The following is a 15,054-nucleotide window of genomic DNA, read 5'->3' on the forward strand; positions in this document are numbered from 1 at the left end:
ACATATTCGTGCTTAGCGAAAGTTCATTTAATTAGCGAAAGTTCCTCTTCCATGCAGGGTTTCGCTTTAACTTTTGAGGATTTCGCTTTAACTTCTCAGCATTTCGCTTTAACTTCGGCGTTTCGCTTTTACTTTTCGGGCATGCCATTTGGTGCTCGCATCAACCGAGCACAACCGCGGGCGATTCCGGAGCCTTCCGAGTATACGATTCCCTGCGGCCCCCCTCGGCCTGCGATCAGCAAAACAAGTTGCTCAAGGTGAGGATTCATCTCATCACTAAAGAACTGAGTTTTCTCCACCGGCAACCTTTATAAAACCAAAAAGCCTCCGGCATGGGTACAGCCGGAGGCTTTTTATGAGATCGATTCGTGCAGAAACTTCCTGTTCAACTGCCGCGATAGACTTGATAGCCCCACGGTGAAACGAGCAGCGGCACATGATAGTTTCGTCCCGGATCATCCACACCGAAACGAACCGTAACGATGTCGAGAAATGCGGGCGTGCTTGAGGCTTGCTTCGCTTTGCGAAAATAAGCGCCGATATGTACGTGTAGCTCATAAACGCCTGCGCTGAACGCCGAGGCGTCAATCAGCGGCGCGTCGAGCCGTCCGTCGTGATTGGTCGCCGCACTTTTCAGGAAGGTCAACACGGACGCGTTGACTTCATAGAGATCAATTCGAACGTTTGACGCAGGCGTACCCTGCGTCAAATCAAGAATATGTGTGGTCAGTTCGCCCATCATGCTCCTCCTTATTCCTCTTCACTGCTTCGTCGCTTCCAGAACATCGTCCAGACGGAATCGTGCAATTTTTATAATCTCTGCTAAGGCCCGATTGAACTCGTCTGCGCGTGCATGCATCAATCGTTCTTTTAATGCAGCGACAATCGCCGCCTTTGATTTTCCGCGCACCGCCATGATGAAGGGCATATCAAAGCGTGCTTCATACTGTTGATTCAACGCTTTTAGCTGCTCAGCTTCACCCTTTGGAAGATCGCACAAACCGGCCGTCTTTTGTTCCTCGCCGGATTGCTCGGTCATTATCTTTGCCGTACCGAGGCGCGGGTGCGCGCGAATCAAGGCTTCTTGCCGTTCTGCACCCGCTGAGGCAACGATTACCGCCATCGCCTGAAACAAGCCGTCTTTCGAAGCAAATGGCCGTTTTTTCGCTGCTTCGCGCACGATCCATGGCGAATGTTCGAAAATACCCCCTAGTTGATGCACAAACGCATCTTCTGCTGCATCATTCAATTCATCTAGGTTCACCGACCTGCCTCCTTTGCGTTTTGTTAATTTTTGAAATTTTTTCGCAGTTCAGTTACGCTTGAACGCTCAATCAGCGGCTTCATCCGCAAAGCGAAACGAATCTGAAAAATGGTATCCGGATCCTTCAAATCAGCGCCAAGCAGATTTTCACATTTATCGATCCGGTAAATGACCGTATTTCGATGAACAAACAACTTCTTCGCCGTCTCTGAAATCTGGCAATTCGATTCGAGAAAGACAAAGAGTGTATGCAGCAGCACCTGCTCCTCTTCCTTTTTCGGGTGGGCAAGTTCTTGCAGCGTCTGCTCGTAGAGTGCGCTCAGTTCCTCAGTTGGAATCCGGTGCAGAAGATCGCGGATTCCCCGTGATTGATAGATTTGCAGAAACGCGCGCTTGCCCATCTGCGCTCCGGCGTGAAGAGCATCAGCCGCCTCATGAAATGCATTCGGCAAATCTTCCAGACTGCTAAACGGATGGCTAAGCCCAAAGGACAGCGTATGCGAAAAAAAGCGTGCAACACGCTCCTGAATTTTCTTCAGATAAGGGGTCAAAAAACGCAGTCCATGATCCCCGGAGGCCACAACCTCAAAAATGATGGCACAAACATGATCGCGGACAAAAAGATGTGCGGCGAACGGCAATGCGGCAGTCTCCCCTTCCAAAAATGAATAGACCTCGTCCGTTTCCATTTGGAAGTGCGTATAACTCATCGGATCGGCATCGGCATCCAGTTCGCCGACCACGCAAACCGAGCGCTGACGGTCTGCCAGACCGAATTCTGTTGCCCGGCTGATCAATTCATCTCGTGTTGAAAATGCCCCTAGGATAAGGTTGGTGAAGAAGGCATCGCGTACTTTGCGCTCGGTCTGCTCGAGCGCTTCATCCTTCATCAGCTCGAATGCCAATACGTTCATCGCCTGCTCCACGGTCAGTGTCAGCAACCGGTCTGAAAGCGGCACATGACCGCAGACAAGCAGAAAACAACGTTTTTTCTTATAGGTGTAAATCACAAATAAGGAATAGGTCTGGTGGCTATCCATTTGTGAAAATGAGGCAAAGTTTGCTTTCTGCTGAAAAAGGGTTTGTTCAAAGTCAGCCAGTCGATCGGTAAATAGTCCATGGGCGAAGGCCCGATTTGACGCCGCGATAATTTTCAAATAAGAATCCAGCAGAATCGTTGGATAACCAATCATATCGGATAAGCGTTTCAACAGCCGATCCGTGCTCTCACCGCTCATAATGTGTTCGGTAAACTGCTGGTGCGTATCAATCGCAAATTGAAGCTCCTTTGTACGCGTATCCAGGATCTGTGTTAAAGTCTGATTGCCGATATCAACCAGTGAAAGACTATTGGGCAAATCGATCAGCGGAAACGAACGCTCATTGGCCAGACGAACAACCGCTTCCGGAATGTCATTCATAAACCGGCGTGTCTTGATCCCGAGCGCAGCACAGCCCCGCTCCGCCATCTGCGCAACAAGTGTGTAAAAAAAGTCGGGATTGTTACGCAGATGATAGCCCGAGGTGATCAGCCAATCGTTTGGCTTTAAATAGTCGATAATATCCGGCGCATCCATCATATTGACATTTTGCAGTTCACGATCGACACCTTTTTGACCGGCAATGAGTTTGAATTCACTGAACATCGGTATCTGAAAAAGTTCGGAAACCTTCATATTCAGCACCTCCTATTCTGTGAATCAGTTTCGGCTTCTTGAAAAGCAGCCGCGAATCATGGTCGGAATTTTTCCATTAGATCAGCTTGGAAAATCATAGCTGGAATAAAATCATTAAATTTTTAAAATATTTTCATAATGTAAGTATTATAGCGCAAGGATCGTTTCTGATCTAGTTATCTTATCTAAATTTTGCAAGAAAATTTAGATACATCGTGATTGAAACCTTGCTTAGGAACCGTTAGGATTAAATCAAATAGTGCGATAAGTCACAACTTTTCGAACAGAGGTGATGGTGTACATGAGCCTGCACGCATTAAATCAACGTGTGAAAACCGATCTCTCCTATCTTGGACTCGACTGTTGTTCGAATTGGGTCCATGAAACGCCCCACCCTGATGGTCATGTCTACGATGCCGTTATTGTCGGGGCTGGGCAGTGCGGGCTGGGAATCGCTTTTGGCCTGATCCGCAAACGCATGACGAATATTCTCGTGATCGATGAAAATCCGCAAGGCCGCGAAGGACCCTGGATCACCTATGCACGCATGATGACGCTGAGAACGCCGAAACAGCTGACCTCGATTGATTACGGCATCCCCTCGTTAACCTTCCGTTCTTGGTGGGAAGCTCAATTCGGTGAAGATTCTTGGAATGCGCTGGACAAAATCGTTCGCCGAGACTGGATGGATTATCTATGCTGGTACCGGCAAGTCCTGAACCTTCCGGTGATCAATCAGGTCAAACTCACGCGAATTGATCCGGCAAACGCCGGTGTTCATCGCCTGCATCTCACAGGCGCCGCTGCCCCGTCGGATACACTGCTCGCGCGCAAAGTCATTCTGGCGACCGGAATCCAAGGCGGCGGGCAATGGTATGTACCGGCGATGATTCGCGAAAAGCTGCCGAAGCATCTCTATGCGCATACTTCGGAATCGATTGATTTCAATGCACTGAAAGGAAAGAAGATCGCCATACTCGGCGGCGGTTCCTCGGCTTTTGACAATGCGAATTACGCATTGACCGAGGGCGCGGCCGAAGCACATGTCTTTGTTCGACGAAAACAGCTTCCGCGCGTGAATCCGATTCGGCAAATGGAACCATCGGGATTGATTGAGCACTATCACACGCTGGCGGATGCCGAGAAATATGCCGTCATGGCTCACTTTTTCAACCTGAATCAGCCACCGACCAACGACACGTTTAACCGTGCCGCCGCATGGCCCGGCTTCACGCTGCATCTTGGTTCACCTTGGCTTGACGTTCAGCCCTCAGACGACGGGGTGCGTGTTTTCACCGAAAAAGGCAGCTTTCTTTTCGACTTCTTAATCATCAGTACCGGGTTGCGCACCGATCCGGCACTGCGTCCCGAACTGAGCGTGCTGGAGCCGTACATTCTCCGCTGGGGCGACCGCTATAAAGCGCCGGAAGCAATCGCCAGTCCCGTGCTCGATGCCCATCCGTATCTGAGCCCCGGTTTTGCTTACTTGGGGCGCGATGCAAAAGGTGCGGAACTGCTGCATGGGCTTTACGCGTTCAATTATTCCGGCATGATCAGCTGCGGCTTGTCCGCCTCCGCACTGTCCGGAATGAAATACAGTCTCCCGCTCATCACCGCGGCAGTCGCCGATGAGCTGTTCGCCGACACGCGCGAAGCTTATCTCGAAGATTACTTCACCTATGACACGCCTGAATTTTTCGGTAAATGGCCGAAGAAAACAGAGGTGTGACCGGTCGGAAAAAGGTCTAGGTGAGCAAAAAAATAAACGGTTGTCTCAAAAGTCTGTTGACTGGAGACAACCGTTTTTGGTACATTTTTTTCGAGTTACTCAAACACGTTCCTCACAAACGCGAGCAGCTGCCGATCGGTGCCGTAGCCGGAAATGAAGGATAAGCCGATTGGGGCAGCCAATTCAAGAATAGGTACGGTCACTTGCGGCAGTCCGGATACGCCGGCAATACAGGTCAGCTGCATGGTGCGTGCGCGGACTTTATCGCTTTCTTCAGCTCCGCTGCCTCGTTTCGGTGCCGGTCCGTAGGTCGTCGGGATGATCAGCAGTCCATCGCTGCCGAGGAATGCGCGTATCTTCTCGGTGAATTGTTGTTTCGTCGCTGCCGCCTGTTGGTAAGCTTTATCTTTTTTCATTTTCGATGCGGCTTCGAATCGACCGCCAACATCTCTGGCAAAGTGGGGATGATTTTGCTCGATCCACAGGCCATGTGATTGCCAAGCTTCATAGCCTTGCAGGACGCGAAACGTTTCCGCAAGTTCCGCCGGTTTAGCCAGCGGGAGCTGAGTTGGCTCAATCTTCAGATCTGAAAGATGCTCTTTGATGAATGCACGAAGCGACTGAAGCACCGACGGATGATCAATCTGAGCCCACGCTTCTTTTAATTGATAAAAGCGCTGGAAGGATGCTGATGCTTTTTCCGGCAAGAGGCAGGAACCCACACGCTCGAGCAGTTCAGCGCTTCGAGCCATCCAGCCGACCGTGTCGAAACTCGGCGCCAACGGAACGACGCCTTCCAAAGAAACCGCTCCGTGCGATGGACGAATGCCGAACAACCCGCAATAGGAAGAGGGAATACGCACCGACCCGCCGGTATCGGTACCGATGGCGAAGTCGACCGCTTCTGAAGCGGTGGCCACCGCCGATCCGCTTGAGGACCCTCCGGAGTAGGCATCCGGCACACGCGGATTGATCGTCGGCGGATAGTGGATGTTGTCTCCTTTGAGACTGTACATTAACTCATCGGTAACCGTCATTCCGCGTAAGCGTGCACCGCATTCCAACAAGCTTTTGACCACCGGTGCATGGGCTTCGGCAGCAGGATGGGTGCTCGCCCAAAGCGGCTGTCCCGCGGAAGTTACATGTCCCCGAACCGCGAACACATCTTTTGCAGCAAAAACCGTTCCGTTCAGTACGCCGTTTCCTAGCGGCGCAAGGTTTAATCCATCGGTTACAAACGCACCCAAACTTTCTTGACCATCCATCAACCGTTCACCTCATCAGAAAAAATTCATTAAGATCAGAATAATAAAAAACAACGGCTTTGTCATGCGTAAACATAACCAAAAGCAGTCGTTTGGATTAGTCAGTGTGACTAGCAATCCGATTTTCTCATCGGCAACGGTCCATTTTAAAAAGTGTATCGATCATTTTGGCGGTTTTATCAGTCACTTTTACGGTTTTATCAGTCACTTTGCAAATTTTATCAGTCACTTTGGCGGTTTTATCAGTCACTTTGCAAATTTTATCAGTCACTTTTACGGTTTTATCAGTCACTTTGCAAATTTCATCAGTCACTTTTGCGGTTTTATCAACCACTTTTTATTTTTTATCAGTCACTTCACAGGTTTTATCAGTCACTTTGCACTTTTTCGATCATCTTCAGATTCGCCTTTATCTGCAATATTTCATATAATTGACACAGGTTCACCTATAAAAAGGGCATTCGCTCATTGAGCAGCTCAAACAGATGATTTGGAGGAAACTATGGAAAACGTAATGAATCAAAAGGATCAGCCGCTTGCCATTGAAGCGGTCGATCTTGTTAAGCGTTTTGGAAAGCATCGCGCAGTTGACGGGATCAACCTGGCTATTCCTCAAGGAACGGTTTATGGTTTTCTCGGTCCAAACGGTGCCGGAAAAACGACCACAATGAAAATGCTGGCGACCTTACTCAAGCCCGATGGAGGCACAGCAAAAATCTTCGGTCATGATTTATTTAAGGAGCAGGATGCCGTGCGCGCGTGCGTCAGTCTGACCGGCCAATTCGCCTCCGTTGACGAAGACCTCTCAGGAACAGAGAATCTAATGCTGATTGCTCGATTGATGGGTTATACACGCAGCGACTCGAAGGACCGTGCGGCAGAGCTGCTGGACGCTTTTGATTTGCAGGACGCAGCGAAACGTCAGGTGAAAAAGTATTCCGGCGGAATGAGACGCCGTCTCGACATCGCCGCCAGTATGGTCGTGCGTCCAAAGCTGCTCTTTCTAGACGAGCCGACAACCGGACTCGATCCGCGCAGCCGCAATCAAATTTGGGATATTGTTCGCGCGCTCGTCAGCACCGGAACGACTGTCCTCTTGACGACGCAATATCTGGATGAGGCCGATCAGCTTGCCGACCGGATCGCCGTCATCGATCATGGAAAAATCATCGCTAAGGGGACAAGCAGCGAATTAAAAGCCTCAGTCGGAACGGGCATCCTGCACGTCCGCTTAATCGACGCTGCAGCACGTGCCGAGGCGCAGCAATTGCTCAGCACGACACTGGGGACTCCGGTGCACCTGTCCTCCGACCCATCGGCACTCTCCGCCCAGCTTTCGGATACGGATCATGCGGCAAAAGCCTTAACGATGCTGAGCGACCATCAAATCAGAGTCAGCGAATTCTCACTCGGCCAGCCGAGCCTTGACGAAGTGTTCTTAACGCTTACCGGCAAGCCGGCAGAAGACAGCCCACAAAAAGAAGGTGCATTGGAATGAATAGCGAACAACAACTGAACAAAATGCGTGCGGCACTTGTCGATCACAAGCGGCCGCCGCATCCGAGCGGTTTCACGACGTCCCTTGCTTTTGCTTGGCGCGCCTTGCTGAAAATAAAATATGTTCCCGAGCAGCTTCTTGACGTCACCTTTTTCCCGGTCATGTTTACACTCATGTTCACGTATTTGTTCGGTGGCGCGCTTGCCGGTTCAACAGCCGACTACCTGCAATTCTTAATTCCTGGTATTCTGGTGCAGACGGTTGTTTTCACCACGGTTTATACAGGCGTCTCACTCAATGAAGACATTTCGAAAGGAACCTTTGACCGCTTCCGCTCAATGCCGATCTGGGGACCGTCTCCGCTGGTCGGCGCACTGCTTGCCGATACGGTGCGCTATACGCTTGCATCGATCATTGTTATCATTCTGGGGCTGATTCTCGGATTCCGTCCGGCAGGCGGCGTGCTCGGCGTTGTTGCCGGCATCATGCTCGTCCTGATATTCTCGTTCAGTCTCTCTTGGGTGTTCACGATGCTTGGCCTGATTTTGCAAACAGCGAAAGCCGTGATGGGCATTAGCATGACGCTGCTGTTCCCGGTGACCTTTGCCAGCAACATTTTTGTTGATCCGGCCACCATGCCCGGCTGGCTGCGTGCTTTCGTTAACATCAACCCGGTATCGATTCTGACCACTTCGCTTCGCCAATTAATGGGCGGCCAGGTCAATTGGATGCAGATCATCTGGGTGCTCATTGTCTCCGCCGTACTCATCCTGATTTTTGCGCCGGTTACGATGTACCTTTACCGCAACAAACGGTAGATTAAGAAAAACCGGGCAAAATACGCCCGGTCCTTACTTCCGCAGGATGCGGCTTTCATTCATCACCCTGTGCTGAATCGCCGCTTCGGTTACTCGCATCAACAGGGCGCGGCCGCGGGCGCCAGAGCATCTACGCGTTTGATGTACAATCTTTTGCGTGACCAAAAAATCATAAACTATCTTTTCCTATAAAGAAAACTTAGCAAAGCCTAGCCTTTAGCACCGGCTAAAAGTTGCCCTTATACGATCATCCATAGAATTTTTGTACGTTACTTATCGCGTGAAAAAGTTGATGATCTTCAGCAAAAAAACTTGGATCAGCTCACCTCTGAGTCCAAGTTTTTTGTGTTATTTAACGAGATAAACCCGTGCTTCATACGGTTTCAACTGCATCTTATTCTCGAGATCCGGCAGACGCTCCGGTACGTTCCCAAGCACCAGTTTCGTTGCCGCTTGTACCAATTCTTGCGACGAAGGAAAGTCAACCAACGTATTGCTAAAGTTAAGAATGACGAGCATTTTTTCGTGACTGCAGCTGCGCGTATACGCCCACACGTGTTCATGCTCCGCTTCTAGGAGTGCGTAGTCGCCATAAAGCAGTGCCCGGCTGCTTTTACGAAGGCGGATCAATTTTTGATAATAATAGTAGAGCGAATCCGGATTGCGCAGCTTCGCTTGTGCGTTCACACGTACAAAGTTCGGATGCACGCCAAGCCACGGTTTTTGCGTGGAAAAACCGGCATACTTCTAATCGTTCCACTGCATGGGCGTTCGGCTGTTGTCCCGGCTGAAGCGCCAAACTGCTTCGAGCGCTTCTTGTTCGGAGTGCCCTTCCCTGATCGCCGAACGGTACTGGTTAAACGACGAAAGGTCATCGTATTCATCAATTGATGGGTAATGGACATTGGTCATGCCAAGCTCTTGGCCTTGGTAAATATACGGGGTCCCTTTCAGCAGCATGTAAAAGGTCGCCAGCAGTTTCGCTGGCATTGTTCCCGCCTTCACGGCTTGATCACCAAGGTAACTGTTGATTGAGCGCGGCGAATCGTGATTTTCCAGATACAGTGCGGACCAACCCGTTTTATTCACATAGTGCTGACTTTTCGAGATGATCCGTTTCAGATCGGTAAGCGACCAAGGAACTGGCTCGTACCATTTCTGTTCCGATCCGACACCCATATTGATATGATCGAACTCGATCAGCATTGAGAACACCCCATTTTCCCCGGTGAACTGCGGAATCTGTTCTGCCGGAACACCGGGCGCTTCAGCGACGGTAAAAATGTCATAACGGGCAAAGGTGCGTGCCTTCAATTCACGCAGGTAGTCCAAGATTCCAGGCTGATTCAGCGAGGCGCGTCCAACCGGTGCCAATCCATCCTCTCCATTCGGCTCCAGATCTGTAAATCGTTCCGGCTTTTTAATGTAAGTGATGGCATCAAGTCGGAATCCACCGACACCTTTCTCTAGCCAGAACGTGATCAATTCATAGATTGCTGCCCGCACATCTGGATTGGCCCAATTCAAATCCGGCTGCTCCGCTGCAAAACAATGCAGGTAATACTGGCCGCGCTGCTGGTCAAACGTCCAAGAGGAACCGCCAAACTCTGCGCGCCAGTTGGTCGGGGCGGTGCCGTCCGGCTTTGGGTCCCGCCAAATATACCAATCTTTTTTTGCATTCGTACGGCTGCTCTTTGATTCAAGGAACCAAGGATGCTGGTTTGAGGTATGATTCAGGACAAGGTCCATGATTATGCGTATCCCGCGTTTTCCCGCCTCACCGATCAGCTGATCCATATCCTGCATTGTTCCGAACTGTGGGTTAATCGCTTTGTAATCCATGATGTCGTAGCCGTTATCCACCATCGGCGATCGGTAAACCGGATTGATCCAAATTGCCTCAATACCGAGATTTTGCAGATAATCCAATTTTTCAACGATTCCTTTAAGATCGCCAATCCCATCGTCATTCGTATCTTTGAAACTCTTAGGATAAATTTGGTAAACGGTGATCTCTTTCCACCAATCACGTTCTCCCATGTGCAAAGCCCCCTTTTACGTTCTGATACCCCTTGTCTCATTCTATGATTCTTGCGGGTGTTCAATCAATTGAATGAGATCGTTTCATCTGAATTAATGATACCTTAACCGGCATTTTCCTGCGGTAAAACATCGAGAACATGATGCCATAGATCATCATTCCGAGATAGGCGAGGACCGCCAGAATGAAAAAGGTCCACGAATAGCCGAACCAGACGGTCATGGGTACAGCTATCGGCGCAATCGTCCGACCAAGCGAAAAGCGTAGCCCGGCCGCAGCAAAGTATTGCCCGCGCAAATGTTCCGGCGCAAGTTTGGCAATGAAGCTGTCCTGCACGCCGACTGTCATCAGCTCTGCCCAAGAGAACAAAACAATCCCTACCAGAAGCAGCCAGGCGTTGATCGTTGCGCCGATAAGAATCATGGCCACACCATAGCAAAAGGCCGAGACCATGAATACATTGCGCTCCCGGAACTTGGTCATCCATTTTGTCACGATCACCGTCAGCAAAGCCACACACAATCCGTTCATGGAGACCATGAGACTAAACAGATCTTTCCCGTCAATAGTCAGCTGCCAATCGCGAAATGAGAACAGCGTCTGAAGCGGCACCCGATCCGTTGTGTATACGGCAATCAAGAGATCCAGCTGCATGAAGGTTTGCGCAACCAGAACCCCGGCCAAGATATAGAGCAGAAAAATGCGATCATTGAAGATCACCCTGTAATCGCCAAGCTGATCCTTCAGATGGTGCAGCCATTTTTTATTTTCTTTCCGATGCTCCGTAGCTTTTTTGATGGGTACCGTCTCATGAATCCAGTGTTGCAACACCCCGATGAGCACGGCACTAACCAGTGTGCAAACGACAAGAAAGCCGAAGCGATCGTCGAAAAAGAAGACCGCGCCGAGTAACGGACCAATGACGACGGTCACATTGATCGACGTATAAAAAACCGCAAAAATGCCGGCTCGATCCTGCTCAGGAACCACATCGGCGATCATCGCATGGCTGGCCGGCTGGTACAACTGGCCGAATAGACCAAGCAGTGAAAAGCTGATGAAGGTTACCCAAGGTGAAGTCAACCACGGTGAGTTGGCAAGGGCAAAGAGTGCAAAGCAAACCGCCTGACCAACCGCTGAAAAAACCATCATTCGTTTACGGCCGAAGTGATCGGCACAATAGCCGCCAAGCAAGCCAATCGCCGTACCGATCACCTGCGATAAAATCAGCAGCAATCCGGCTGTCTCCTGTCCAAAATGATTCGAAAAATAGATTGCCATGAACGGAAAAAACATCCAAAAAAGAAGATTAAAAAAACCTTCTCCAATCAATCGTACTTTTAGATTAATGTCCCAATCGCGCCATTTCAAGCAAAATCCCGCCTTTCTTCAAAAGCACAACAAAAAGAGCCTGCATCCGGCACAATGCCGTTACAGACTCTTTTTATCGCAACAAGGGTCTCAAACGCAGCACAGCGACGCTTTTTCGCAATCCTCACTTCTTCCTCCAAGAAAATCAGAAGTTATTCCATTCAATTGGTGCTTTACCGAACGAAGTGATGTGCGCATCGACGCGGCCATGAATCAACCCTCATTTCCATTAACTTGTGGATCATTCCCTATCGTTTCAAAACGACTTGCTTTACGCGTTGACAGCCGTAATAAATTGTTCCACATCCTGATTAAACGCTTCGAGCAGTCGGTTGGTGATCGGTCCCGGTTTTCCGCCTGCAACCTGTCGATCATCGATTTGCAGCACCGGAGTCACGCGCACGCCGGTACTCGTGAGAAACACTTCATCTGCGGCTAGAAGTTCAGCCGTTGTATACGTGCGTTCGTCAACCGGAATACCCAGCCGCTCGGCAAGTTGGAGCACAAAGATACGGGTAATGCCGTTCAAAATAAAGTGGTCGGCAGGATGTGTGATCAACACGCCGTCTTTCACCATGAATACGTTGCAGGTTGTGCCTTCGGTAACAACACCGTCGCGATGAAGAATTGCGTCATCGGCACCGCGTTCAAACGCTTCTTGATTTGCCAGCACATTGCCGAGCAGGTTCAATGTCTTGATGTCGCAGCGCAGCCAGCGGATGTCATCAAGCAAGCTGACCTTGATCCCGTCCGTGTGCAGATCCTCATCCTTATCGGTCGCCTCAACACTGGCAGTCAGCACGGTATCGATCGGCTGCTCCGGGAACCGGTGTTTGCGTGCAATCGCCCCGCGCGTGATCTGGAAGTAAACGTAACCGTAGTCCATGGCATTTTCCTTGATCAGCTTATCCAGATTTTCCGCCAAATGGTCGGTAGCGTAAGGCAGTGCAAGCCGCAGTTCGCGCGCACTCCGTTCCAGTCGTTTCATATGCAGATCAAGCAGAAACATTTTTCCATTATATACGCGCAGCGCTTCATAGATCCCATCGCCAAACTGATAGCCGCGATCCTCCATATCTACTTTCCCCTGACTGCGATCCAGAAAACGGTCATTATATAATATCGTACTCATCGCCGTAAGCCCCTTTCTTTGCCTCCACATAATGGTTGTTCATTGGTGTCGAGCATTGAAACCTTTTCATTCATTATACCTTGAGATTCAAAGCGTTCACAATACTAAATCAGCAGAAAGCAAGGCAAGACTGATCCTAATAGAATCTCCCTTTTAGACCACAAAAAAAAAGAGACAGCAGCCTGCCTCTTGAGGGAAATGGTCTGTTGTTCTTTAAAGCAAAATGTCTTGCAAAATCGGATCCTCATGCAGAATGTGGTGCGCGCGGTCACGATATTCCGCCCGGTGCAGATACGTGCAGCGCATCGGTTTCATTTCCGGAGCACGATCAATCGCCATATCAAAATCAGCAATCGTCATCCCGGCGGATTTGGCGAACGTAAAGAACCCGGTATCTTGAAGGACCTTGGTGATGCGTTCATAACGGTGATCCTGCACCTTGCTCATGAGATAGCTGGCAACCCCGACTTGAATGCCGTGCAGCTGTGGTTTCGAGCCATAGGTGTCAAGTGCATGCGAAATCAGGTGCTCGCTGCCGCTGGTCGGCGCACTGCTGCCGGCAATCTCCATCGATATCCCGGCCATGGTCAGTGAATCCACCAATTCCTTAATGAACAGGTCATCACGAATCGTACCGAAATCAGTGCGGACAAAGCTGTTTACCGCTTTTTTCGAAAGCATCAGCGCGCAGTCGTCAACGCGTGTAACCCCATTCTGTTCTTCAAAGATCCAGTCTTCAGCTGCAGTAATTTTCGATACAAGGTCGCCAACGCCCGAGTAGATAAAGCATTCCGGAGCATTTCTGATGACATCGACATCAATCACGATTCCGTAGGGCATCTTCGCATGTACCGAAATGCGCCGTCCATGAATCGTCAACGACGTGTTGGAACTGGAAAACCCATCGTTTGACGTCGATGTAGGAACACTGATAAACGGCCATTTGCGCAACAATGCGGTATATTTTGCGGCATCCAATGCCTTGCCTCCGCCGATACCGACCACAGCTTCGGTTTGTGCCGGAAGCTGAAAAGCCTCGTCTACGACGTGATCGATATCAATATCGCCGACTTCCTTTTGCTCAAGCACCTCAATTCCGGCTTGTTTCATCGCGTCCAACACTTTATCGCCAAGCATCTCAATTAAACCCGTTCCGAAAAAAAGAACAACCTTGCTGAATTGATGACGCGCAAGCATACGACCAAGATTGGCTAAATTTCCCTTGCGCACATCGAGTAATGATGGAACAACAATCTGATGATTATCGACCGCCATTGATGATTGCCTCCTCATGAGTGGATAGATAATTTGCAACATCCTTAAAATTATTGATCGCAACATAGTCTCTGTTTTCTTGATCGAGCAGCGGCTGCAGCTTCCCTTTGGCGAAAATAGTATCCGTCAAAAGCGCCGCCTTTAAGTCGGGACCGCTGTCGCCCGCATAAAAAACCAATTCATAATTTTTCATCAAGTCCTTGGCGAGTTTCTGCTTATCGATTCCATACAGTTCTGAGAAATACGGGCCGTTAGGGTCTACCTGCAATTGAATGCCTCGATCCGCATACACACCGGGATTCGAATAAACCGGCACATCTGTTATACCCTGTTTCTCAAAAATTCGTTTAATATAATAGTCTGTACCAGCACTAATGACGACAAAATCACCGCCAAGCTTCTTGACCTGCTCAATCACCGCTTTGGCGTCCGGGTCAAAAGGAACGGCATCAATATCTTCATCAAGCTCCTGTTGATCACGGTCAGCGCGGCTGAATAAGCGGCTGAGATACTCAAGATCGGTCATAACTTTCTGGTCCCAGTCTGCATATAGCTTCTCCGCTTGATCGGCAAAATGGCGGTTAATGAGTACATGAAAAAAATCTTTATCGGATAACGTACCATCAAAGTCAGAAATGAAAAGGAAACGCTTTGTCATACAATAATTCTCCTTTTTTTCTTCTGTTATATTACAGTTTCAGTATAACAGATATTTTTTTTATTCCATTTTCTGCAAGCGCAACCAATATGACGAAGTCATGAACACTTCTAGTATGACCCTTTTTACGGTTATTCATTGTTGCGACCGTCGTGCGCGAACTCTATGCGCGTCTTTAAGCACGTAGCGGCTGATCGCAACCACCGACACCGTTTCGCTCCCAGCAAATAGCGAACCTTAATTCGCGCGGCATTCTACTTGTGCCTCACATTTCGTCGTTGCATTAAATTATTCACTATTAGAAAACTTGGCTACGCCTAATCCTTA

Annotated in this window: 13 protein-coding genes and 1 pseudogene; 3 read left to right on the plus strand and 11 right to left on the minus strand. The window is 49.5% G+C overall.

Translation table 11 applies throughout. The annotated features are described in order from the left end of the window. Positions 1 to 385 precede the first annotated feature (385 nt). The 3 genes from uraH to SIN01_RS08080 are packed head-to-tail and all read right to left on the minus strand — an operon-like array spanning position 386 to position 2,940. Positions 386 to 739 (minus strand): hydroxyisourate hydrolase, encoded by a 354-nt coding sequence (uraH, locus tag SIN01_RS08070; RefSeq protein ID WP_010027795.1) that lies wholly within the window; start codon positions 737 to 739, stop codon positions 386 to 388. 21 nt (positions 740 to 760) lie between these two features. Continuing rightward, the gene (gene uraD, locus SIN01_RS08075) at positions 761 to 1,264 is read right to left on the minus strand and encodes a 2-oxo-4-hydroxy-4-carboxy-5-ureidoimidazoline decarboxylase (protein ID WP_010027797.1); all 504 of its coding nucleotides are present in this window, start codon (positions 1,262 to 1,264) and stop codon (positions 761 to 763) included. A 23-nt stretch (positions 1,265 to 1,287) separates the two neighbouring features. After that, positions 1,288 to 2,940: a PucR family transcriptional regulator gene (locus SIN01_RS08080; RefSeq protein ID WP_010027798.1), complete on the minus strand. Its 1,653-nt coding sequence runs from the start codon at positions 2,938 to 2,940 to the stop codon at positions 1,288 to 1,290. 301 nt (positions 2,941 to 3,241) lie between these two features. Here SIN01_RS08080 and SIN01_RS08085 point away from each other — a divergent pair, with 301 nt between their 5' ends. Then, entirely contained in the window at positions 3,242 to 4,669 is a 1,428-nt protein-coding gene (locus SIN01_RS08085; protein WP_010027799.1) for an NAD(P)-binding domain-containing protein, read from the plus strand. Positions 4,670 to 4,764: 95 nt separating this feature from the next. Here the strand turns inward: SIN01_RS08085 and SIN01_RS08090 are convergent, their stop codons facing one another. Then, the gene (locus tag SIN01_RS08090) at positions 4,765 to 5,934 is read right to left on the minus strand and encodes an amidase (RefSeq protein ID WP_010027513.1); all 1,170 of its coding nucleotides are present in this window, start codon (positions 5,932 to 5,934) and stop codon (positions 4,765 to 4,767) included. Positions 5,935 to 6,061: 127 nt separating this feature from the next. Further along, entirely contained in the window at positions 6,062 to 6,268 is a 207-nt protein-coding gene (locus SIN01_RS08095) for a hypothetical protein (RefSeq protein ID WP_047034849.1), read from the minus strand. 168 nt (positions 6,269 to 6,436) lie between these two features. Between SIN01_RS08095 and SIN01_RS08100 the strand changes: the two genes are divergently transcribed. Beyond that, positions 6,437 to 7,432: a daunorubicin/doxorubicin resistance ABC transporter ATP-binding protein DrrA gene (locus tag SIN01_RS08100; RefSeq protein ID WP_010026116.1), complete on the plus strand. Its 996-nt coding sequence runs from the start codon at positions 6,437 to 6,439 to the stop codon at positions 7,430 to 7,432. Continuing rightward, entirely contained in the window at positions 7,429 to 8,250 is an 822-nt protein-coding gene (locus SIN01_RS08105; RefSeq protein WP_010026117.1) for an ABC transporter permease, read from the plus strand. The genes SIN01_RS08100 and SIN01_RS08105 overlap by 4 nt, the downstream gene beginning before the upstream one ends. A 348-nt stretch (positions 8,251 to 8,598) precedes the next feature. On the opposite strand, the gene SIN01_RS15775 is transcribed toward SIN01_RS08105, so the two are convergent. The 6 genes and pseudogenes from SIN01_RS15775 to SIN01_RS08130 all read right to left on the minus strand — a co-directional run bounded on the left by SIN01_RS15775 (position 8,599) and on the right by SIN01_RS08130 (position 14,727). Next, on the minus strand, positions 8,599 to 8,805 hold the full coding sequence (locus SIN01_RS15775; RefSeq protein ID WP_445009316.1) for a hypothetical protein: 207 nt from the start codon (positions 8,803 to 8,805) through the stop codon (positions 8,599 to 8,601). A gap of 45 nt (positions 8,806 to 8,850) precedes the next feature. Further along, positions 8,851 to 10,290 (minus strand): annotated as a pseudogene (locus SIN01_RS08110) (alpha-glucosidase); the annotation flags it as partial. 61 nt (positions 10,291 to 10,351) lie between these two features. Further along, positions 10,352 to 11,662: an MDR family MFS transporter gene (locus SIN01_RS08115; RefSeq protein ID WP_010023820.1), complete on the minus strand. Its 1,311-nt coding sequence runs from the start codon at positions 11,660 to 11,662 to the stop codon at positions 10,352 to 10,354. A gap of 271 nt (positions 11,663 to 11,933) precedes the next feature. Then, on the minus strand, positions 11,934 to 12,794 hold the full coding sequence (gene dat, locus SIN01_RS08120) for a D-amino-acid transaminase (protein ID WP_010023822.1): 861 nt from the start codon (positions 12,792 to 12,794) through the stop codon (positions 11,934 to 11,936). Between the two features lie 213 nt (positions 12,795 to 13,007). Next, positions 13,008 to 14,069, minus strand: a complete 1,062-nt coding sequence (locus SIN01_RS08125; protein ID WP_010023824.1) for an iron-containing alcohol dehydrogenase family protein — start codon at positions 14,067 to 14,069, stop codon at positions 13,008 to 13,010. Then, on the minus strand, positions 14,056 to 14,727 hold the full coding sequence (locus tag SIN01_RS08130; protein ID WP_010023826.1) for an MtnX-like HAD-IB family phosphatase: 672 nt from the start codon (positions 14,725 to 14,727) through the stop codon (positions 14,056 to 14,058). Before SIN01_RS08130 ends, SIN01_RS08125 begins: the two co-directional genes overlap by 14 nt. Positions 14,728 to 15,054 lie beyond the last annotated feature (327 nt).

Source organism: Sporolactobacillus inulinus (assembly GCF_006539285.1).
GTDB lineage: Bacteria > Bacillota > Bacilli > Bacillales > Sporolactobacillaceae > Sporolactobacillus > Sporolactobacillus inulinus.